Below are 18,947 nucleotides of genomic sequence, written 5' to 3'. Positions count from 1 at the left end.
GCCCTTTTGCTGGCTGGAGCATCTTTAAACAAGGATTATATGATTGCCACTACTGAGTCTTCTGCAGATTTAAGTACCTCTGAAATCTTCCTAGCCCGCAATTCTGTGTTTGATCGCTCGGGAAGGGTGATGGCCTATGAAATGCTCTTTCGTTCTCGCGAAAGCGTAGACGAGGGACGACCTGATGATTTAGCGACTAGCACCCAAGTCATTGTCAATTCAATGAGTCACTTTGGCTTAGAAGGGGTGTTGGGTTCTGCTGATGGGTTTATTCATGTGACTGAAAAGCTACTCATGAGTAATACACTGGAGATTTTGCCTGCTCAACGCATCATTCTGGAAATCATGCCCGACGTTTCTCTCAATGCGGAAATGCTTAAGCGCTTACAAGAGCTAAAAACGGCTGGTTTTCGTATTGCATTAGTAGACTCTAGTTTAGGCGATACAAGCCAAGCAAAAGGTGCCAGAGAAACTATCGACGCTGTTTTGCCTTTGGTGGACATTGTCAAAGTGAACTTGCTGGCTGGCTCCCCCGAGGTAATTGTTGCTTTAATTCATTATGTACGTCAATTTGCAAACCCCATTTTTTGGGCAACCCAAGTAAAGACTGGAGAAGAACTCGCGGCCTGTAAAGTACAAGGATTTGACTTATTCAGCGGCCCCTATTTTTCACAGCCTTTGGTGATGCGTAGTAAAAAACCACAAGCATTACAAGTGAGCTTGATGAAGATCGTTGGCCTCCTGTTTAAGGATGAGGGTATTACTACTTTGGAGCCTCTTTTTAAGACAAACCCGGATCTCACATTAGGACTTTTTCGCTTGGTCAATTCTGTTGGTGTGGCAGGGCATTTACAAATTAGCTCTGTACGCCAGGCTTTAGTCACTCTGGGTCAAAAGCAGTTATTGCAATGGATGTTGCTCTTAATCTATACAGAGGCTGGTAATGCTGCCACCTCAGAACTACAGCGCCGCGTAGTCAATCGTGCGCGCTTAATTGAGCTTCTATCTCAACATGAAGATATCACTCAGCCTGGATTAAGTGATCAGGCTTTTGTGGTAGGCCTTCTTTCTTTGGCCCATAGGGTAACTGGCCAAACCCTTGAGGAAGTGCTTAAACATATTCACCTAGCAGAGCATTTACAAAATGCGCTCTTACACCATGAGGGTATTTTGGGCCAATTGCTAGTCTTAACTGACGCCATTGAGGCCGCCGACTTTAGCCGCATGGAAGCCTCCAGAAGCCATTTGGGAATTTCAGCTCAGTCACTAACAGACTTGCAGCTTCAGGCAATCGCTTGGACAAATGAACTTGATCGTCAAATGAGTGCAGTTAAGGGCTGATTTACTGGTAAATTTATCATTTTCGGTAATTCTGAAGATTTCGTTAGAATGTCATAAAACTTAATTGAGATAGCTTTTATGACATTAATGAAGCACCTACGTATTGCACTTGCAGATGATCATGCGATCATCCGTGAGGGGCTCATTCAGGTGCTCAACACACACCCTGGCATAGCTGTAGTGGCTGAGGCGAAGTCTGGTAAAGAGGCTATTAAGCTAGCAGATAACCCTGAGCTCGACTGTTTGGTGCTCGATATTGATTTGCAGGACCGAAATGGTATTGAGGTCATTAAATCTATTCGCCGCAATAATCAAAAGTTACCTATTCTGGTTCTATCAATGCACCCTCCTTCGCAATATGCCGCCCGGGTTCTGTCTGCCGGGGCCTTGGGTTACATTACCAAAAGCGAGCCCACCCAGGAGTTGGTCTTGGCGATTCGTCGGGTTGCTACTGGCGCAAAATATATTAGCCCAATCGTGGCAGAAATTTTGGCAGAACGTTTTGGTGATGCTCAGACTGCTGCTGATCCACATCAATGCCTATCTGATCGTGAGCATCAATTTATGATGATGGTCGCTACCGGTCTTACCGTCAATGCCATTGCCGAAAAGTTGAGTCTTTCCCCTAAAACTGTCAGCATGTATCGAACCCGAACACTTAAAAAGATGGGCATGAAAACAAATGCAGAATTAGTGCATTACGCGATTAAAAACAATTTATTGGCTTAATTTTGGTCTTTGCAGTATAAAAGTTACTAGAGGCCTACTTAATCAATTTAGTTAAACCGCTTTTAGGGGTTTTATATTGGAATTGTTTAAGTCCGAGGTTTTGTAGAATCTACTATAGATAAACAAGGTTTTTTATTCGATTACGCAATCGCTTTTACAAGTCAAAATTTAATGCCCAATAGCGATATGCTCTCTTTGTATGAAGCTGTGACTGAAATCAGTCAGCAGATGTTGGAAGCCGCTCGTCAAAAAGACTGGGATGGCTACGGAAAATTAGAAATCCTGTGCCAGGGTTATATTCATCAAATTCCAGTACATGGTGAGCAAGCGCCCCTGACTCCTGAGGCTCTTGAGAGAAAAATTGCTTGCCTCAAAACTATCCTATCAAACGATAAAGAAATTATGGATTTAATGCAGCCCTGGATGTTGCGCTTGTCAGACATCATGAGCGGTCAGTCTTTCAAGAAATAAATAGATAGAAGATTTATGCCCATAAACCCGATTGGCGCCATCAATCCAGTGATTGCTCCAACGGGAATAGGGCAGTCTAGCCAACTCTCTTTAAAGCTTGGCCTGGATTACCTAGGAAAAATTATTGCCTTTGATTCCTCGGGAACAGCTGAGGTGCAAATTGGCGATCAAGTTTTTGGCATGAAACTGGAGAGCCATTTTGCTCCAGGAGATGTCCTGCATTTTCGTTTTCTAGGCAATAACCCAAACCCTACTTTTTTGTTGCTAAGCGCTGGTGCGAATCAGGCGGCATTGGAAAATGTCATTTTAAGTGGAACGAGTTTGCTCATTGCGCAATTGCAAGATGAAGCGCAATTACAAGGACAGCTATCAAAAGCTCAAAGTTTATTACCACCTCTCCTGCAACATCCTGAAAATGCACAGTTGACTGCAGCCCAACTCCAAAATGCCATCATCATGAGTGGGCTTTTTTATGAGTCCCATCTAGCGAATTTTGTTAAAGGTAAGTGGTCATTGGCTGATTTAAAGAAGGAGCCGCAAAATCGTCCCAACTTCAATGCTTCCCAAGTAGTAAATAAACAGTTAGATGCTTTAGAGAATCAAACGATTCGCTGGAGCGGAAATATTTGGCCAGGTCAGCACCTAGATTGGCAATTGACTTATGAGCAAGAGGAGTCATCTTCATGGCCTTTTGATGGCGGTGTAGAGAAAGCTGTGATGAGTGTGATTGAGTTAGAGTTACCCAAATTAGGTAAGGTAAAAGCGCACTTGACTCTACTAGCTAATGTCTTAAGTGTGCAATTAAGCGCAGAAAAACCTCAAACCGAAAACCTCTTTAGTCAAGAAATCAGCGAGCTTAAGAATGCCTTTAATACTAATGGCCAAGAGCTCGCAGCGCTTGAGGTAAAAAAGCATGGATAAGGCAAAGATTTTGCAGCAGGCGGTAGCCTTGACCTATGAGCATGGTGAATTTGCCCCTAAGGTCTTAGCTAGCGGTAAAGGCTTAGTTGCTGAACAAATTATTGCCAGAGCCAAAGAAAATAATATTTATATTCATGAGTCCAAAGGCTTGGTTGGTTTATTAATGCAGGTCGATCTTGATGAGAATATTCCACCAGCTTTATACCAAGCAGTTGCAGAAATCCTAGCATGGCTATATCGATTGGAAGAGCGTAATTAGGTCTTCATTTACCTTAGGGGTCTAATATTGCTATCACTTCAGTTTTTAGATAAAGTTATACTTGACTTGCATTAATTATGAAAGTAGTTAACTTAGTTGAAATATCTAAATACAATGAGACCAAAAAATGTCAGTATCCATTGAGAGCACTCTGATTCTGCAAATGAGCGCTGCTTATAACACTCACTTTATGCAAAGTTCAAACGCAGGTGAAGCGCTGATTCATATGATAGAAACTTGCAATTCTCTGCATCCCAAACTCAGAGCGATTAATCCCAAAGAGGTATTGGTACTTCTTTCTAGTGGTAAAAGCTTTACAACCAGATCGCAATTGCGAAAATTTGCCGTGGATGTAATTGTTTATCTAGTGGGCGACGTTGTCGGTTCTAAATATTCACACGCTGAGTTGATTGAGGCTACCGAACAAAAAGTTACTGCATAGACCCCAATTTATACAACTATTACACCTGCATATTCATGATATCGTGATATGCGGAAACGAGCTTATTACGTACCTGGACAGTAGCCTGAAAAGAAAGGCTCGCTTTTTGTGTGGCTACCATCACATCAGATAGGTTGACGCTATCATCACCTAGGGCAAAGTTTTTACCCAGCTCGACGGCTTTGGCTTGGTTTTGGTTTACTTGGTCAAGAGATGACCTCAGTGCTGTTGCAAAATCGATGGATGGGGCAGACTTTGGGCCATCCCCGTTATTAAGTCCCTTGATACCATCTAGACCCTGAATGGGGGCGGCCAAGTTTGCAGGGGCGGCAGAAGACGCAGCCTTTAGCTGGGCTAACATTGCTTGAATACGCCCTGAATCAATAGCGCCGACACTCATGATTGAACTCCTCACTGAAACTTATCAATGGATGTAATGTATCAGTAAAGAAAGGCGGCAGTTTTGGCAATAAGAAGGAAAAAAAGGCCTTATTCCTTCAATTGAAATGAAATTGTTCTCTTCATAATAAGCGCTAATCTTCATATTTAATTAGGGCGTATTGGACTAATCATGCAAAAAACCGATTTTATCAGTTTCCAGAGTGATCTTCAATCCACCTTTTCATTTCACTAATTGGCTGGGAAAATTGTTATGGAAAGCTTGTTAGCGCGCTTAAATTTGCAAGGCACTAGTAAAAAAGTGCTTCTATCAGCCGGTATCGCTGCGGTGATTGCCGTGATGGCAGTCTTTTGGATTTGGAGTCAGAGCCCTAAATACAAGGTTGTGTTTTCCAATTTCAATGATAAGGATGGCGGCGCCATCGTGGCTGTGCTAGAGCAGCAAAATATTCCTTATAAATTGGCTGATGGGGGGGCTTCAATCTTAGTGCCGGCAGATTTGGCTTACCAGACGCGCTTAAAACTAGCGGCAATGGGGCTACCAAGAGGTGGTAATGTTGGCTTTGAGTTACTTGAGAACCAAAAATTTGGCGTCTCTCAATTTGTTGAGCAGGTGAATTTTCAGCGCGCTTTAGAGGGTGAGCTAGAGCGCAGCATTCAATCGATTTCCGGAGTGGATGGCGCACGAGTCCATTTGGCCATACCTAAATCAACGGTGTTTGTGCGGGATGCACAAAAACCAACGGCATCTGTTTTGGTCAAGTTGATGCAAGGCCGCACTCTAGATCAACATCAAGTCGGCGCGATAGCGCATCTGATTTCAAGTAGCGTACCCAATTTGAGCCTTGCTAATGTTGACATTGTTGATCAAAACGGTAATTTACTTTCCGATGCTAGCAAAGGCGGATCCAAAACTTTAGATGCAAATCAACTCAAGTATGTTGAAAATCTACAGAAAAATATTGTTTCTCGTGTCCAAGCGATTATTTCTCCAATTTTGGGTGAGAAAAATGTACGGGCCGAGGCGAATGTAGAAATTGATTTTTCGAATACTGAAGAAGCCAATGAAATTTATAAGCCAAATCAAAAGCCTGAGGTTGCCGTTATTCGCAGCTTGCAAACCAATGAATCCATTGTTCCCCAAGGATCAAGCAATGGTGGTGTACCGGGAGCCCTAACCAATCAACCGCCTGCAAATGGAACTGCCCCTTTGAATACGACGAATAATGCAGCTCCTGGTGGCGCTGCAGCTGGTGCTGGTGCTGGCGCCAATAGTGCTGCGGCTCAGAGCGCAATGAGTACACAAAGAAATTCGATTACAAATTATGAGATTGATAAAACAATTTCCTTTACTCAAAAATCCATGGGTGGAGTGAAGCGTCTTTCTGTTGCTGTAGTGGTAAACAATAAAACTGACGTTGATGATGAAGGCAAGCCAACTACACGCCCATTAAATGACGCTGAAAAACAGCAGATCATCGATTTAGCCAAGCAGGCTATGGGCTTTAATGAGGCTAGAGGCGATAGCATTAGCGTAGTTAACACCCCATTTACACCCGTTAAGGAGGCTGACATATCTGATTTGCCGGTCTGGAAAGATCCTGTTTACATTGAAATGGCAAAAAACATTGGCCAGCTTGTTTTGGGATTAATTGTTCTCTTTATTATGTATCGTAAAGCTATTAAACCGATGTTAGCAAATTTACTGGCGCCAGATGAAGCTCCTGTAATTGATGATAGTCTTGACGAAAATGGCAGACCTATACCAAAATTAACTCCGTATCAAAAAGACCTCAAGACCATACAAGCCTTAGCTAAGGAAAATCCAAAAGTGGTGGCTGATGTGGTTGCAGGGTGGGTAGGAAACGGCTAATGGCAAATCCAAGCGAGAGTAGTGTTCTAAAAGCAGCGATTTTGATGCTTGCCCTCGGCGAAGAGGGTGCATCACAAGTGATGAAGCACGTCTCACCACGAGATGTGCAAAAGCTGAGCTCTGTTATGACTACCCTTCGCAGGGTAGAGCAGGCCACAGTTGCGGATACACTGCGCGATTTTTTTAGTTATGCTGGTGAGGGTGCTTCTCTCAATATTGATACCGATTCATTTACTCGAAATGTCTTAACTCAGGCCTTGGGTCAAGAAACTGCTTCTGGTCTGTTTGAGCGTATTTTAGAAAATAAAGATTCAGAGGGTATTGATAACCTTAAGTGGATGGATGCAACTGCCGTAGCCGATCTTATTCGTTATGAGCATCCACAAATTATCGCTACGATCTTAGTGCATCTTGAGCCTGAGCAGGCTTCACAAATTCTGACTTTATTTAATGAAGATTTACGCAAAGACACCATGTTGCGTATTGCTACTTTGGAAGAAGTAAAGCCTCAGGCGCTTAAAGAACTGAATGTAGTACTTGCTCGACTACTAAGTGGAGCGCAGACCTCTACCAAAAAGCAAATTGGGGGTATTCGTGCTGCTGCAGACATTATGAACTATATTGGTCAGGCTCCGCAGCAAGTCTTAATGGACCGTATTAAAGAATATGATATTGAAATCGCCGAAAAGATTAATGATGAGATGTTTACCTTTGACGACATCATTAACATTGATGATCGCGGTATCCAGACCATCTTGCGTGATGTTCAATCAGATGCATTGGTAACTGCCCTCAAAGGTGCAAGTGCTGAGTTGCGTGAAAAGATCTTCAAGAACATGTCATCCCGTGCGGCTGATATGATGCGCGACGACTTAGAAAATAAAGGCCCAGTTAAGCTTTCTGAAGTAGAGGCGCAGCAGAAGGAGATTTTGATTGTGGTGAGGGGCTTAATAGAAGATGGCACGGTAATGTTACCGGGCGCCGGAGGCGGTGAGGATTATCTCTAATATGGAAACTTCTCGCGCCTGGCCCAAGGCAATCGGCGAATCTTTTTTTACGGATCTGATTCCGACTAAACCAGCTGTTAAGCCTGAACCTAGTGCTGCACAATCTATTAGCTTTTCTCCTGAAAAAATTAAGGAAATCTTAGACAAAGCCTATCTGGATGGCTATGACCGCGGCATGAAAAGTGGTCACGAAGCAGGTATGAATTTAGCTAATGAAAAATTAGCAGTAGAGCAAGCAGATATAAAAAATCTGATGAACGGATTTTCCAATACCGCTAAAGAAAAAAGCAAGGTCTTATGTGAAGATGTGTTGGCACTTTCTTTAGATATCGCCAAAGCCATGCTCAAAGAGCATCTGAAGATTAACCAAGAGGCTATCCTACCGATTTTGCGACAGGCTACGAATAGCCTGATTGATAGCGAAGGACCGCTCAATCTGAAGTTAAATCCTGAAGATGTCCAAATTGTGCAGAAATATTTACAAGATGAATTAAGTAACTGGCAAATAGAGGAAGACCCTTCTATTGAACGTGGTGCTTGTATGATTGAAACATCTGGCAACACCGTAGATGCCTCGCATGAGAATCGTTGGCGCTTAATTTGTGATGCCTTAGGTCAAAACCATGATTGGCTTGTGGAGAAGTCATGACTATTGCTAACCAATTAGATGCAACTGTCGCTAATCAAGCTCACCTAAATTTAGACGGGCTTCTCAATAATTACTTGCGTCATTGTTCCAGTGCAGTATCGACTGTAGATAATGTTGAAGTTGCTGGACGCGTTACTAAGGTGACGGGTTTAGTGATCGAAGCAGGCGGAATATTTTTACCAATTGGTAGTGTATGTGTTATTCCAATGGGTGATGGTCAGCAGATTGAGGCGGAAGTAGTTGGCTTTGATCATGGGCGTTTATTTTTGATGCCCCAAAGTAATATTGAAGGAATTGCTCCTTCTGCCAAAGTGATCTTGAAGTCAATGCCTATTCGTACTTCACAATTTCATAAGCCTTTTGATCAACATACTGATTCCGTTCAGAGCGAAAGCAGGGTGACCCGCTTGCCTGTTGGTGACCATCTCTTGGGCCGTGTGCTCGATGCTGCCGGTGTTCCCTTAGATGGTTTGGGTCCTCTGCAGGCAGATCACTTTTCGCCTTTACAGTCCGAGCAGATCAATCCTTTAAAGCGCGCACCAATCGACACAATTTTGGATGTTGGTGTGAAAGCGATTAATAGTCTACTTACAGTAGGGCGCGGGCAGCGAATGGGTCTTTTTGCTGGTTCTGGAGTTGGTAAAAGTGTGTTGCTCGGCATGATGGCCCGCTATACCGATGCTGATGTCATCGTAGTAGGCCTGATTGGTGAGCGTGGACGCGAGGTCAAAGAGTTTATTGAACACATTTTGGGTGAGGCTGGTCTTGTCCGCTCTGTTGTGATTGCAGCACCTGCAGATGCATCGCCTCTGATGCGTTTACAAGGCGCCAATTATTCAGCTACGATTGCGGAACACTTCCGCAGTCAAGGTAAGCATGTCTTACTGATTATGGATTCATTAACCCGCTTTGCTATGGCGCAGCGTGAAATTGCCCTTGCTCTCGGCGAGCCTCCAGCAACCAAGGGTTATCCGCCTTCCGTGTTTGCAAAACTACCGAAGTTAGTCGAGCGTGCTGGTAATAGTGATGTTGGCGGCGGCTCGATTACTGCTTTTTATACTGTATTGACAGAAGGCGATGATCAGCAAGATCCAATTGCTGATGCTGCCAGAGCAATTTTAGACGGACATATTGTGCTTGATAGGGTGCTAGCAGAAGCAGGTCACTATCCCGCAATTGACATTGAGCAATCGATTAGTCGTGTCATGCACAGTATTGTGGATACTCAGCATCAACAATCAGCTCGTAAGCTTAAACAACTTAGCTCTAAATACAGCCGCAATCAAGATTTGATTAATGTGGGCGCTTATGTTCCTGGCGCTGATGCCGTTTTAGATGAGGCGATTCAGAAACGTACGGTGATTGAAAGTTTCTTGCAGCAAGATTTTGCAACCCAATGCAATACTCAAGATAGTATCGAGCAGCTTAATCAAATTATTGGGCATCAAGGCTAAACATGGCGAGCACTTTGAGCGGTATGAATACCCTATTAGAGCTTGCCAAGCGCAATCTCGATAAGGCTGCAGAAAGGTTGGCTAAGGCAAATCGTGAAGCAGCCCAGGCTCGTGAGCAAGAAACACGCTTACAAACTTATCGTGATGAATATATCTCACAGCGCAATGCTTTATCGCTCGAAGGCGTCACAGCCACCGATTTGCAAAACTACATTCTTTTTTTGAAGAACCTAGACCAGGCAATTGTGAGTCAGGGTAGCGCCATTCATCAATATGAAGAAATTGTTAAGCATCATTTGGCCTACTGGCAAAAATGCCAAGCTAAAAAACGATCATATGAAGTCATTATTGAAAGAAATCAACTCCAGATCCAAAAGCAGGCTGCAAGACGCGAGCAGAAGCAAATGGACGAGTTCAGCAGTAATCAAAGGCGCTTCTTAGCTGCTAATAACCATAGCGCCTAAATTGAGATCATTATGAATATTGACCTCAAAGCCCAAACGCAATCTTTACTTAACGCCAATGCTGGGCAAGAAAATATAAAGTCATCTAATTCTGGTGCTGGAGCAGCAACTTTGCCTATTTTTAGTCAACTACTCACTTCCCAGGTCAAGGTATTTCAAGAGCTAGATGCTAAAAATACGGTGAACACCGCCCAACTTCTGTCACCTAATATTGTTCAGGCTAGTAAACTGCAAGCAAAAGATAATCCTCATCAAGATGAGGTGAGGGCTGCTGTTAATAGGCAGGCAGATGCTTTTGTCAATATTGCTAAATCTGGCGAGGTGAATTCTGCCCGATTATCTACACCTCAAGCAAGCACACTGAACCGGGATCGTACCGAATTTGCGTATGCCAAGTTGGCCGAAATGCAAGCGCAAGCTAAAAATATGCGTGTTTTTTCTAGAGAATCTGGACCAAATACTGATGGTGAGGTTCTCCAGGCCCAAGCTCGCTCTCGTCTAGGTTCTTTCCAGGCAGTATTAAAGTCTACTAGTTTTGAAGTTCATGAGAAAGATCAGCTAGCGCCCAAAAAGAGTGCAAATCCAGAAACCGAAGCGATTACTGCCATGGGAATTTCTGCTTCAGAAAACCAGGGCCAAGGCGGTCAAGCTGGTACCGGTAGCGAATCTCTATTTGGCGAAGTACCTATTCAAGCCAATACCATGCATGGTCAAGTCCATGCTTTATTTGGTTCTTTACAGTGGAGCGAGGAGATCTCTCAGAGAATGATTTTGATGGTTGGTGCTAATATGCATTTAGCTGTTTTAAATCTAAACCCTGACAATCTTGGGCTTCTGAAAATTGTGATTACCGTTAAAGATCATCAGGTGAATGCGACTTTTGTGTCAAACAATGCCGATGTGTGCCAAGCCTTGCAAGAGGGCTTAGAGCATTTGCGTAGCTCGATGCATCAAGCAGATCTCATTTTGGAGCAGGCGGATGTGCGCTCTGGGGCTAGCTATGAAGATAGCCAGGCGAGCTCCCTAGCTTCCCAGGCGGAGTCTGGTGCCAACTCTGACCTTTCATCGGAACATCAAAACGCCTTGAGCCAGCTGCTCAGTGAACAAGCACCCAAGGAGGGCAAAGCTCAGACTCAAGGTCTGTCAATGCAGTACGATGGCACTGTTAGCGTATTTGTCTAATTTTTTATGGCTATTTATCAACTCATCTACGTCAGCTCTGCAACAGAGACTTTTACTCGAGAAAAGTTTCTGGATATGGCTTTTGTGATGAGCAGTGAAAATACCAAGGTTGGTATCACCGGTATGTTGGTATTTAAGGATGGTAATTTCATGGAAGTCCTCGAGGGCGAGGAGTTGGCTGTGAAAGCACTTTTTGGCAAAATTGAGCAAGATTCTCGTCATACGCTAGTGAGTGTTATCCAAGAGGGTGAAATTAGCGCCCGCGAATATCCTAGCTGGGCAATGACTTTTTATAACCCCAAAACTGAGGAATACGAGCATGTAGGCTCGCCAATTCAGTGGCAGGACAAGCTTTGAAACCGGTCATGAATAGCCAACTCATCTGCCAAGAGCCTGCCCAAAGTTCAGAAGTAAGGGTAAAAAACCCTTTTATTCTCCGATTTGAATCCTGCTCACCCCTCTAAAATCAGACTATGACTAATTTAGGCAATTTACCTAGCTCTTTTGGTAATTCAGTGAATTCCGGCTTTCTTGCTAAAGGGGTTTCCGTTGAGTTTCATGGTGTAGCAGGGAAAAGCAAATCTTCTGTAGGTGAGCCTTCATCTAGTTTTATGGATGGATTAGGCAGCTTTTTAGGTAAAACTCTCTCTGGGGGTTTGGCTGTTGCCTCTGTTGCCATGCCTGGAGCATCTTTGGGTATCTCTAAATTAGGTGATGCAGCAGCTAGCACCTTGTTACATGGTTTGCTAAGCTCGCAAACCCCGAGTGCTCCTAAAAACGAGATGTCAGTATTAACTGGAATGGCTGCCACAGCCGGTCAAATGGTTCCGCGTCACCCTTATCAGGCTAAGCCCACTGCTTTCCCGGGGGCTAGTTTCATTACATCGGCTTAAGCTTTTGCTGAATATTCCCATTTTAGGGAATTGAGTCTGCAGTAAACCTCCAAAGCAGTTTTCAAAGTAGCCTCTAAACGCCTTTATAAGGGGTGTTTCTCCCTCTTTTCTAAGTATCTAGTGTCATCAATTCCATTGATAATGAGGAATAATTTTCACAATGGAGCGGTAAATGGCAGATAATGAACAACCGGTTAAGCCCAAATCTAAAAAGATGTTATTCATCATCCTAGGTGCGGTGCTCGCATTGGCCATTGGTGGCGGAGCAGCTTACTATTTCCTGGTCATGAAAGCCGATTCTAAGTCGGCAGAATCCTCAAAGCCAAAGGTTCCCGAACTGCAGATTTTTGTTCCTTTGGAAATATTCACAGTGAACTTGCGTCCTGAGGCTGCTGAACCGCAACAGTACTTGCAAACTACGCTGAACTTACAAGTACCTTCTGAGGAAATGAGCGCCAATTTGAAAGCTCGTATGCCAGAGTTGAGAAGTCGTGTTTTGTTAATTCTCACCAATAAAAAAGCCTCTGAAATTACTTCAGTAGAAGGTAAAAATGCCTTGATGACTGAAATTATTGAGCAACTCCAAAAACCATTTAGTGGCAGTGAGACTGAGCAAAAGATCACTGGCGTTTATTTCACTTCTTTCATCATTCAGTAAGCAAAATAAGAGCCCATCATGGCAGATGAAAATCTCACAGAGGGTGAACTTAACGAGCTGTTAAAAGACGTTGAGCTCACTGAAGAACAAAAAAATGCTCAACGGCAGGAGCAAAGCCTGCATGGTACCCAAGCCAAGACATTTAATCTAGGAACCCAAGAACGTCTTGTTCGTGGCCGTATGCCCACGATTGAAACAGTTCATGAACGTTTTATTCGTTTGTTAAGAATTACAGCCTCTAACTTATTTGGTACGTTGATAGAAGTAAAGACCTCAGCAACGACTACCTGTAAGTATGGCGAGTTGTTATCTAAACACAGTCAACCTAGTAATATTAATTTGATCAAACTAAAACCACTACGTGGTACTGGTTTGTTGATCATCGATCCCAATTTGGTCTTGTACACCGTTGATAATCTTTTTGGCGGTGGAGCGCGCTTCCCAGTTTCTATCGAGGGTCGCGAATTCACGGCTACTGAGATGCGAATTGTGGGCACACTGTTAAAGACCTTTTTTGATTCATATCAAGATGCATGGGCCCCAGCATACGAGATCCAATGTGATCACGTGAGCTCAGAAATGAATTTGTCATTTGTGAATATCGCTATGGCAAGTGAGTTAATGGCAACCACTACGTTTACGCTGACGATTGGTGAAACCCCTTACGAGATTGACTTGTGCATACCTTATATGATGCTCGAGCCAATCATGGATATTCTGACATCGCAGACTCAGGGCATGGTTGCTGAGCATGATCATGTTTGGGAAGAGACTTTGCTTCAACAGGTAGAAGCAGTTGAAGTAGAGGTAGTTGCCAATTTAGGTAATAAAACGATGCTGATGGAAGAAATTATTGCCTTAAAGAGCGGCGATATTATTCCCTTCCCTTATTCAGCAGAAATACCGGTAACAGTAGATAACGTACCTGTGCTGTCTTGTCGCTATGGCATTTATAACAATCAATACGCATTGCGAGTTGAAAAACTCTTGAAACCTGACGCATCTGAATATATTAAAGGAGCCAATGATGGCAAATGAAATTGAATCTGGCAATCAAGCGGGCGCCGAAGTGTTTAATGAGTTAGAAGGGGCCGACAAGTCCCTGCCACAGGAAAAGGATTTGGAATTCATTAAAGATATTCCGGTTCAATTTTCAGTAGAAATCGGCCGAACCAAAATTCCAATCAAGTCTCTCCTGCAGTTAACACAGGGCTCTATTGTTGAGTTAGATGCCGCATCTGGCGATTTAATGGATATTCTAGTCAATGGCACCATGATTGCTAAAGGCGAAGTGGTGGTGATTAATGAAAAGTTTGGTATTCGCCTCACTGAGATCATTACGCCAATCGAGCGTATTCGTAAATTAAATAAATAAGCTAGAAAAAGAGCACGATGACCATCATGACAATACGAAACTGGGCAATACTCACAAGCATCTTCTTTAGTGAAGTTGCTATGGCCCAGATCACTCGTGTCCCAGAATCAGATGGCGGACCTTTCCGAGTAATTTTCGGCTTACTTTTGGTATTAGGATTGATTGCTGGATTAGCTTGGGCTATGAAAAAACTCAATCACGCGAAGATTGGTAATCAGTCCGTTGCAAAAATAGTGGGTGGAGTGAGTGTAGGGCCTCGCGAGCGCGTAGTTGTGGTTGAAATCGGTGGTAATTGGGTAGTTGTTGGTGTGGCATCAGGCCAAGTCAATAGTTTGGCTAATTTTAAGGTGTCAGAACTCGACTTTAGTGATGGCTACGATGAGGCTCCTTTCTATGAGGATGAGACAGCACCAAGTACCAAGCGTAGTGGACGTGAACAATATCAACCCGAACCTCGTTTTGAATTTAGACCAGAATTTGATGAAGGGCAGCCATTCACGTCCTCTGCAGATCGAGAAGATTCACGCAAGACACAAAGTAGCTTTATACCTCAAACCAATTCTGCCAAGTTTCACAAAGAGAATGTGAAGCGTTTTTTACGGAAAATTCTTAAAGTAGGTGATGGCAATGAATGATCTAAATGAATTCAAACCCGCCACACTTAACGCCAAGACTCTGTTTTGGGCCTTGTGCTTGGGCTTTGCCTTGGCTTGTATTTTTTATACGATACCAAGTTATGCAGCCAATAATTCATCATTGAATGTTTTGACTAGCTCCGCTGGTCCTGGTGGAAGCCAAAATTACAGCCTGAGTCTTCAGACTCTGATTTTGCTGACATCATTATCTTTTTTACCAACCCTTTTATTGATGATGACTAGCTTTACTCGCATCATTATTGTGCTTTCCCTATTGCGTCAGGCGATTGGTGCACAGGCAACTCCACCGAACCAAATTTTGTTGGGCTTAGCTCTATTCTTAACCTTCTTTGTGATGGGTCCCGTATTTGATCGCGTTTATAACGAAGCCTATCAGCCTCTCAATGAAAATAAGATCACGATGCAGCAAGCTCTAGACAAAGGATCAGTTCCGATCAGAGAATTCATGCTCAAGCAAACCCGTGAAACCGATCTCGCTTTGTTCTTAAATATGTCTGGTAAAAAAGTAGCCACTCCAGATGACATTCCGATGAGTGTTTTAGTGCCCAGCTTTATGACTAGTGAACTCAAAACGGGCTTTCAGATCGGCTTTAGTATTTTTATTCCCTTTTTAATTATTGATATGGTGGTTGCCAGTGTGTTGATGGCCATGGGTATGATGATGGTCTCGCCGGCAATTATTTCTCTGCCGTTTAAGCTCATGCTGTTTGTCTTGGTAGATGGCTGGCAACTTTTACTAGGCTCTTTAGCAGCCAGTTTTGCTTCTTAAGGAATTATCGTGACCCCAGAATCAGTCATGAATATCGGCCGATTGGCTATGGAAACTACCTTAATGGTTGCAGCACCACTATTAATTGTCGCCTTAGTGGTTGGTTTAATAGTCTCTATTTTTCAAGCAGCCACCCAGATTAACGAGGCAACCTTATCTTTCATTCCAAAGTTATTAGGTATCCTTGCCACACTCCTAATAGCGGGGCCTTGGATGATTGCCGTTCTAGTTTCCTACATGAGAGGGATGTTTAGTAATTTCTCTCTATTAATGGGTTGATAAAACAATCTTAGCTGCAATCAAAAATAAAAAATGCTAACCCTCAATAGTGATTTGATTCAGGCTTGGGTAGTCAGCATCCTACTGCCTGCTATTAGAATTTTAGGTTTTGTTTCTATCGCTCCATTTTTCGGCAATCTTGCTATTGCCATGCCCATTAAAGTAGCCATGGGGATTTTATTGGCGATTATTATTGCGCCGGCAGTACCTCCCATGCCAGCGGTTGATTTACTCTCGCTTAGTGGACTCTTGGTCATTGCAGAACAGGTGGTGATTGGATTAGCGATTGGCTTTATGGTGCAAATTATCTTTAGCGGCATTGAGATGGCGGGGCAGGTATGCGGCATGACGATGGGTTTTGGTTTTGCAACCACCTATGATCCATCAGCTGGAGGTAGTACGATTGTGATTAGCCAACTGATGGGTATCTTGGCGTTGTTAGTTTTTCTCAGTATGAATGGCCACCTGATGATGATTGCGGCTTTGTTAGATAGTTTTTATAGTTTTCCAGTAACCCTAGAGCCCCATATGATCGATGGCAAGATGATTGCAAGTTGGGGTGCCCAGCTTTTTAGTATTGGTTTGCAGCTCTCCTTACCGGTGGTGGCCACTTTACTGATTACCAATATAGCCTTGGGTATTTTGACAAGATCTTCACCGCAACTCAATATTTTCGGTATTGGCTTTCCAATTACATTGACGGTCGGATTTTTAGTCATCATGTTGATGCTGCCAACCATGGCTGCTCCCTATCAGTTTATTCTCGAGCAAGGCATGGAAGCTAGTAAAGCCATGCTGAAGTTTAGATAATCAATAAAAAACTAAATAGAACTCAAGGCTAGATTATGTCCGAGCAAAAAAAGCGCTATGAAGAACTCAACGAGATAGCATTGTCTTTTCAAAATGAGGGTAAGTATTTTGAATCAGAACCTTACTTACTTGAGTCGTTATCACTAGAGCCTAATAATTATGTAGCTTTATATTCTCTGGGGGTTGCGAAAACCTATCAAGGTGAATTGCTACAGACCTTAGAGTGCTTTACAGTTTTAGTAAACCTCTATCCAAATGTTGGCATGGGCTTCGCTGCACTTGGAAAGTGTCTTCAAGATCTTGGTCGCCTTGAGGATGCTCTTGCCATTTATGATCAAGCTACTCAGATTGATCCAAGTCAGTCCGGCGTGTATCACAATAAAGCCTGTGCGTTGCAAATTCTGGGAAGGCATAAAGATTCATTATTGACCCTCATGCAGGCTGCTGAGGTTAATCCACTTGATGCCGTCGCCCACGAAGGTCAGGGCCTTTTACTTTCTCAATTTAAAGAGTATGAGAGGGCTGCGTTAGTATTTTTAAATCTTCTTAATATTGATAAAGATGCTCCCTATGCATTGGGGCAACTTATGAACGCAAAAATGCATATTTGTGATTGGGAAGATTATGATGCTATTTGTGCTACTATTTTTGAAGGTGTAGATCAAGGTCGAAAAGTCTGTAATCCATTAGCATTCATGGCTATTTCCGGATCGGTAGATTTAGCTAAAAAATGTGCCACCATATTTGGTGAGCATAAATTTTTACCCAACCTAAAGCCAATGAATGCGGGTAAAAAATATGCTCACTATAAAAAAAGAATTGGTTTTATATCGGGGGATTTTCGGGAGCATCCTGTTGGTTATCTTTTAATTGGAGCGATTGAAAAATTTGATCGACAAAAGTTTGAATTAACCGGTTTATTTACTGGCGCAAAAGATGGTAGTGTGATTTATCAGCGCTACGCTTCTAGCTTTGATCATTTTTTTAATTGTGCAGTTAAGACTGATGTCGAAATTGCTCAATTGGTAGATTTACTTGAAATCGATGTTTTAATTGACCTATCGGGCTATACAGCGGACTGCCGATTAGGAGTGCTAGCTCATAGACCAGCTCCCATTCAAATGACCTATTTAGGTTATCCAGGCACTTTAGGTCTGCCTTATGTTGATTGTCTGATTGCGGACCAAAATATTGCCCCCCCACAGTATGCGGGATCTTATGCTGAAAAATTATTGTATCTACCGCAATGCTATCTACCGCGAGATGCAAGTATTCAGCGGCCTGAAAAAATAGCAACCAGAGCTCAGTATGGATTGCCTGAAGAGGGCTTTATCTTTTGTTGCTTTAATCACAACTATAAAATTACTCCACAAATCTTTGAGGTTTGGATCAAGCTACTTCAAGAAGTAAAGAGTAGTTGTTTGTGGCTTATGGATCTAAACGAAACAGCGAAACAAAATTTAATTGCTTATGCTTCGAAGTCTATTGATCCTAGTCGCATTATTTTTGCAAAGCGGGTTCCTAGTATCGATGAGCACTTAGCCCGATATTGCCTGGCAGACCTCTTTTTAGATACTTTCCCGTATAACGGACACACTACTTGTAGTGATGCATTATTTGCAGGTCTGCCAGTTGTTACCATACGAGGCGAATCTTTTGCTTCCCGTGTTTGCTCTAGCTTGCTTTCAGACCTATCTCTTGGAGAGCTTTCTGCGGTTTCTTACGACCAATACTATGAAATAGCATTAGAGTTAGCTCTTAATGAGGAAAAAAGAACAGCTTTAAATGAACATCTTAAGCAAAAGGCGGTAATTGATTACTGGTCAGCCAAATCAGAAGTCTATGCTAGTGATTTGGCTGATTTAATTTCTTCAGTAATTTAGTAAGTTGAGCGACTTGGTGAAGGCTCTACCTTACCATCAGAGCACTGTATTGACTGTCTGAAAGCCTTGCTGTTTGCGTGCTTGTCAATGTCACAACACCACTAGAATTAAGTGCTGCAAGTGCAGATGTGGTCATAGCACTGAGTTCAGCGGCAGTTAATCCTCCAAACTGACTACTACTCAATTGTGAAACATTCGTTGATGTAAGTCCAGCAATTGCTGAAGTTGAAAGCACGGCAATATTAGAGCTTGTTAAATTGGCAAAGTAAGAAGTGCTCAAAGCATTCAATTGACTAGAGTTGAGCTTGGCAATAGCGCTGCTACTCAAAGCACCGGCTAGGGTAGAAGTCAGACCAGCAAGTGCTGCGCTAGAGATACCACTAATAGCCGAAGTAGATAATCCGGCAATGCCTGTAGTACCAAGCGCGGTCAG

At 43.0% G+C, this 18,947-nt stretch carries 24 protein-coding genes; 22 read left to right on the top strand and 2 right to left on the bottom strand.

What is annotated here, in order from left to right:
• The first annotated feature begins 39 nt into the window (after positions 1-39).
• From ICE89_RS02865 to ICE89_RS02840, 6 genes are all read left to right on the top strand, one after another.
• On the top strand, positions 40-1,341 hold the full coding sequence (locus ICE89_RS02865; RefSeq protein ID WP_216264779.1) for an EAL and HDOD domain-containing protein: 1,302 nt from the start codon (positions 40-42) through the stop codon (positions 1,339-1,341).
• A 78-nt stretch (positions 1,342-1,419) separates the two neighbouring features.
• Positions 1,420-2,070 (top strand): response regulator transcription factor, encoded by a 651-nt coding sequence (locus ICE89_RS02860; RefSeq protein WP_112294491.1) that lies wholly within the window; start codon positions 1,420-1,422, stop codon positions 2,068-2,070.
• 171 nt (positions 2,071-2,241) lie between these two features.
• Entirely contained in the window at positions 2,242-2,541 is a 300-nt protein-coding gene (locus ICE89_RS02855) for a flagellar protein FliT (RefSeq protein ID WP_216264778.1), read from the top strand.
• Between the two features lie 15 nt (positions 2,542-2,556).
• Entirely contained in the window at positions 2,557-3,462 is a 906-nt protein-coding gene (locus ICE89_RS02850) for a flagellar hook-length control protein FliK (protein WP_216264777.1), read from the top strand.
• Positions 3,455-3,721 carry an EscU/YscU/HrcU family type III secretion system export apparatus switch protein gene (locus tag ICE89_RS02845; protein ID WP_216264776.1) on the top strand — a complete coding sequence of 89 codons (267 nt, stop codon included), beginning with the start codon at positions 3,455-3,457 and terminating at the stop codon, positions 3,719-3,721. Before ICE89_RS02850 ends, ICE89_RS02845 begins: the two co-directional genes overlap by 8 nt.
• A gap of 127 nt (positions 3,722-3,848) precedes the next feature.
• Positions 3,849-4,163 carry a hypothetical protein gene (locus ICE89_RS02840; protein ID WP_216264775.1) on the top strand — a complete coding sequence of 105 codons (315 nt, stop codon included), beginning with the start codon at positions 3,849-3,851 and terminating at the stop codon, positions 4,161-4,163.
• A gap of 19 nt (positions 4,164-4,182) precedes the next feature.
• On the opposite strand, the gene fliE is transcribed toward ICE89_RS02840, so the two are convergent.
• Positions 4,183-4,563, bottom strand: a complete 381-nt coding sequence (gene fliE / locus ICE89_RS02835; protein ID WP_216264774.1) for a flagellar hook-basal body complex protein FliE — start codon at positions 4,561-4,563, stop codon at positions 4,183-4,185.
• A 252-nt stretch (positions 4,564-4,815) separates the two neighbouring features.
• On the opposite strand from fliE, the gene fliF reads away from it, so the two are divergent.
• The 16 genes from fliF (at position 4,816) to ICE89_RS02755 (ending at position 18,514) form a co-directional block, all read left to right on the top strand.
• Positions 4,816-6,435, top strand: coding sequence for a flagellar basal-body MS-ring/collar protein FliF (gene fliF, locus ICE89_RS02830; RefSeq protein WP_216264773.1), 1,620 nt, complete (start codon positions 4,816-4,818; stop codon positions 6,433-6,435).
• Positions 6,435-7,442: a flagellar motor switch protein FliG gene (gene fliG, locus ICE89_RS02825; RefSeq protein ID WP_216264772.1), complete on the top strand. Its 1,008-nt coding sequence runs from the start codon at positions 6,435-6,437 to the stop codon at positions 7,440-7,442. The genes fliF and fliG overlap by 1 nt, the downstream gene beginning before the upstream one ends.
• Before the next feature lies 1 nt (position 7,443).
• Positions 7,444-8,091 (top strand): FliH/SctL family protein, encoded by a 648-nt coding sequence (locus ICE89_RS02820; RefSeq protein WP_216264771.1) that lies wholly within the window; start codon positions 7,444-7,446, stop codon positions 8,089-8,091.
• A complete protein-coding gene (gene fliI, locus ICE89_RS02815; RefSeq protein WP_216264770.1) occupies positions 8,088-9,545 on the top strand; it encodes a flagellar protein export ATPase FliI in 1,458 nt (485 codons plus the stop codon). Before ICE89_RS02820 ends, fliI begins: the two co-directional genes overlap by 4 nt.
• A gap of 2 nt (positions 9,546-9,547) precedes the next feature.
• Positions 9,548-10,009: a flagellar export protein FliJ gene (gene fliJ / locus ICE89_RS02810; RefSeq protein WP_216264769.1), complete on the top strand. Its 462-nt coding sequence runs from the start codon at positions 9,548-9,550 to the stop codon at positions 10,007-10,009.
• Between the two features lie 12 nt (positions 10,010-10,021).
• On the top strand, positions 10,022-11,191 hold the full coding sequence (locus ICE89_RS02805; RefSeq protein ID WP_216264768.1) for a flagellar hook-length control protein FliK: 1,170 nt from the start codon (positions 10,022-10,024) through the stop codon (positions 11,189-11,191).
• A gap of 6 nt (positions 11,192-11,197) precedes the next feature.
• A complete protein-coding gene (locus ICE89_RS02800; protein WP_216264767.1) occupies positions 11,198-11,548 on the top strand; it encodes a BLUF domain-containing protein in 351 nt (116 codons plus the stop codon).
• A gap of 116 nt (positions 11,549-11,664) precedes the next feature.
• Positions 11,665-12,084, top strand: coding sequence for a hypothetical protein (locus ICE89_RS02795; RefSeq protein WP_216264766.1), 420 nt, complete (start codon positions 11,665-11,667; stop codon positions 12,082-12,084).
• A gap of 172 nt (positions 12,085-12,256) precedes the next feature.
• Positions 12,257-12,742: a flagellar basal body-associated protein FliL gene (fliL, locus tag ICE89_RS02790; RefSeq protein ID WP_216264765.1), complete on the top strand. Its 486-nt coding sequence runs from the start codon at positions 12,257-12,259 to the stop codon at positions 12,740-12,742.
• A gap of 18 nt (positions 12,743-12,760) precedes the next feature.
• Positions 12,761-13,780 carry a flagellar motor switch protein FliM gene (gene fliM / locus ICE89_RS02785; protein WP_216264764.1) on the top strand — a complete coding sequence of 340 codons (1,020 nt, stop codon included), beginning with the start codon at positions 12,761-12,763 and terminating at the stop codon, positions 13,778-13,780.
• The gene (gene fliN / locus ICE89_RS02780; protein ID WP_216264763.1) at positions 13,767-14,117 is read left to right on the top strand and encodes a flagellar motor switch protein FliN; all 351 of its coding nucleotides are present in this window, start codon (positions 13,767-13,769) and stop codon (positions 14,115-14,117) included. The genes fliM and fliN overlap by 14 nt, the downstream gene beginning before the upstream one ends.
• Before the next feature lie 17 nt (positions 14,118-14,134).
• Positions 14,135-14,752 (top strand): flagellar biosynthetic protein FliO, encoded by a 618-nt coding sequence (fliO, locus tag ICE89_RS02775; protein ID WP_216264762.1) that lies wholly within the window; start codon positions 14,135-14,137, stop codon positions 14,750-14,752.
• On the top strand, positions 14,739-15,542 hold the full coding sequence (fliP, locus tag ICE89_RS02770) for a flagellar type III secretion system pore protein FliP (protein WP_370625315.1): 804 nt from the start codon (positions 14,739-14,741) through the stop codon (positions 15,540-15,542). The genes fliO and fliP overlap by 14 nt, the downstream gene beginning before the upstream one ends.
• A gap of 9 nt (positions 15,543-15,551) precedes the next feature.
• Positions 15,552-15,821, top strand: coding sequence for a flagellar biosynthesis protein FliQ (fliQ, locus tag ICE89_RS02765; protein WP_216264760.1), 270 nt, complete (start codon positions 15,552-15,554; stop codon positions 15,819-15,821).
• 33 nt (positions 15,822-15,854) lie between these two features.
• Positions 15,855-16,631 carry a flagellar biosynthetic protein FliR gene (gene fliR, locus ICE89_RS02760; RefSeq protein ID WP_216264759.1) on the top strand — a complete coding sequence of 259 codons (777 nt, stop codon included), beginning with the start codon at positions 15,855-15,857 and terminating at the stop codon, positions 16,629-16,631.
• A gap of 35 nt (positions 16,632-16,666) precedes the next feature.
• Positions 16,667-18,514, top strand: a complete 1,848-nt coding sequence (locus tag ICE89_RS02755) for an acetylglucosamine transferase (RefSeq protein ID WP_216264758.1) — start codon at positions 16,667-16,669, stop codon at positions 18,512-18,514.
• Between the two features lie 25 nt (positions 18,515-18,539).
• Here the strand turns inward: ICE89_RS02755 and ICE89_RS02750 are convergent.
• A partial coding sequence (locus tag ICE89_RS02750; protein ID WP_370625313.1) for a hypothetical protein occupies positions 18,540-18,947 on the bottom strand: 408 nt, incomplete at its 5' end.

Origin of the sequence: Polynucleobacter sp. AP-Kaivos-20-H2, assembly GCF_018882215.1 — a bacterium.
Taxonomy (GTDB): Bacteria; Pseudomonadota; Gammaproteobacteria; order Burkholderiales; family Burkholderiaceae; genus Polynucleobacter.
The sequence above is the reverse complement of the archived record's forward strand: the minus strand, read 5'-3'. Positions and strand labels throughout refer to the sequence as shown.

Excerpts from the sequence above, each read along its gene's own strand:
- ICE89_RS02865 (WP_216264779.1), top strand. The coding sequence starts at position 40 with ATGATTGCCACTACTGAGTCTTCTGCAGATTTAAGTACCTCTGAAATC.
- ICE89_RS02860 (WP_112294491.1), top strand. The coding sequence starts at position 1,420 with ATGACATTAATGAAGCACCTACGTATTGCACTTGCAGATGATCATGCG.
- ICE89_RS02855 (WP_216264778.1), top strand. The coding sequence starts at position 2,242 with ATGCCCAATAGCGATATGCTCTCTTTGTATGAAGCTGTGACTGAAATC.
- ICE89_RS02850 (WP_216264777.1), top strand. The coding sequence starts at position 2,557 with ATGCCCATAAACCCGATTGGCGCCATCAATCCAGTGATTGCTCCAACG.
- ICE89_RS02845 (WP_216264776.1), top strand. The coding sequence starts at position 3,455 with ATGGATAAGGCAAAGATTTTGCAGCAGGCGGTAGCCTTGACCTATGAG.
- ICE89_RS02840 (WP_216264775.1), top strand. The coding sequence starts at position 3,849 with ATGTCAGTATCCATTGAGAGCACTCTGATTCTGCAAATGAGCGCTGCT.
- fliE (WP_216264774.1), bottom strand. The coding sequence starts at position 4,563 with ATGAGTGTCGGCGCTATTGATTCAGGGCGTATTCAAGCAATGTTAGCC.
- fliF (WP_216264773.1), top strand. The coding sequence starts at position 4,816 with ATGGAAAGCTTGTTAGCGCGCTTAAATTTGCAAGGCACTAGTAAAAAA.
- fliG (WP_216264772.1), top strand. The coding sequence starts at position 6,435 with ATGGCAAATCCAAGCGAGAGTAGTGTTCTAAAAGCAGCGATTTTGATG.
- ICE89_RS02820 (WP_216264771.1), top strand. The coding sequence starts at position 7,444 with ATGGAAACTTCTCGCGCCTGGCCCAAGGCAATCGGCGAATCTTTTTTT.
- fliI (WP_216264770.1), top strand. The coding sequence starts at position 8,088 with ATGACTATTGCTAACCAATTAGATGCAACTGTCGCTAATCAAGCTCAC.
- fliJ (WP_216264769.1), top strand. The coding sequence starts at position 9,548 with ATGGCGAGCACTTTGAGCGGTATGAATACCCTATTAGAGCTTGCCAAG.
- ICE89_RS02805 (WP_216264768.1), top strand. The coding sequence starts at position 10,022 with ATGAATATTGACCTCAAAGCCCAAACGCAATCTTTACTTAACGCCAAT.
- ICE89_RS02800 (WP_216264767.1), top strand. The coding sequence starts at position 11,198 with ATGGCTATTTATCAACTCATCTACGTCAGCTCTGCAACAGAGACTTTT.
- ICE89_RS02795 (WP_216264766.1), top strand. The coding sequence starts at position 11,665 with ATGACTAATTTAGGCAATTTACCTAGCTCTTTTGGTAATTCAGTGAAT.
- fliL (WP_216264765.1), top strand. The coding sequence starts at position 12,257 with ATGGCAGATAATGAACAACCGGTTAAGCCCAAATCTAAAAAGATGTTA.
- fliM (WP_216264764.1), top strand. The coding sequence starts at position 12,761 with ATGGCAGATGAAAATCTCACAGAGGGTGAACTTAACGAGCTGTTAAAA.
- fliN (WP_216264763.1), top strand. The coding sequence starts at position 13,767 with ATGATGGCAAATGAAATTGAATCTGGCAATCAAGCGGGCGCCGAAGTG.
- fliO (WP_216264762.1), top strand. The coding sequence starts at position 14,135 with ATGACCATCATGACAATACGAAACTGGGCAATACTCACAAGCATCTTC.
- fliP (WP_370625315.1), top strand. The coding sequence starts at position 14,739 with ATGGCAATGAATGATCTAAATGAATTCAAACCCGCCACACTTAACGCC.
- fliR (WP_216264759.1), top strand. The coding sequence starts at position 15,855 with ATGCTAACCCTCAATAGTGATTTGATTCAGGCTTGGGTAGTCAGCATC.
- ICE89_RS02755 (WP_216264758.1), top strand. The coding sequence starts at position 16,667 with ATGTCCGAGCAAAAAAAGCGCTATGAAGAACTCAACGAGATAGCATTG.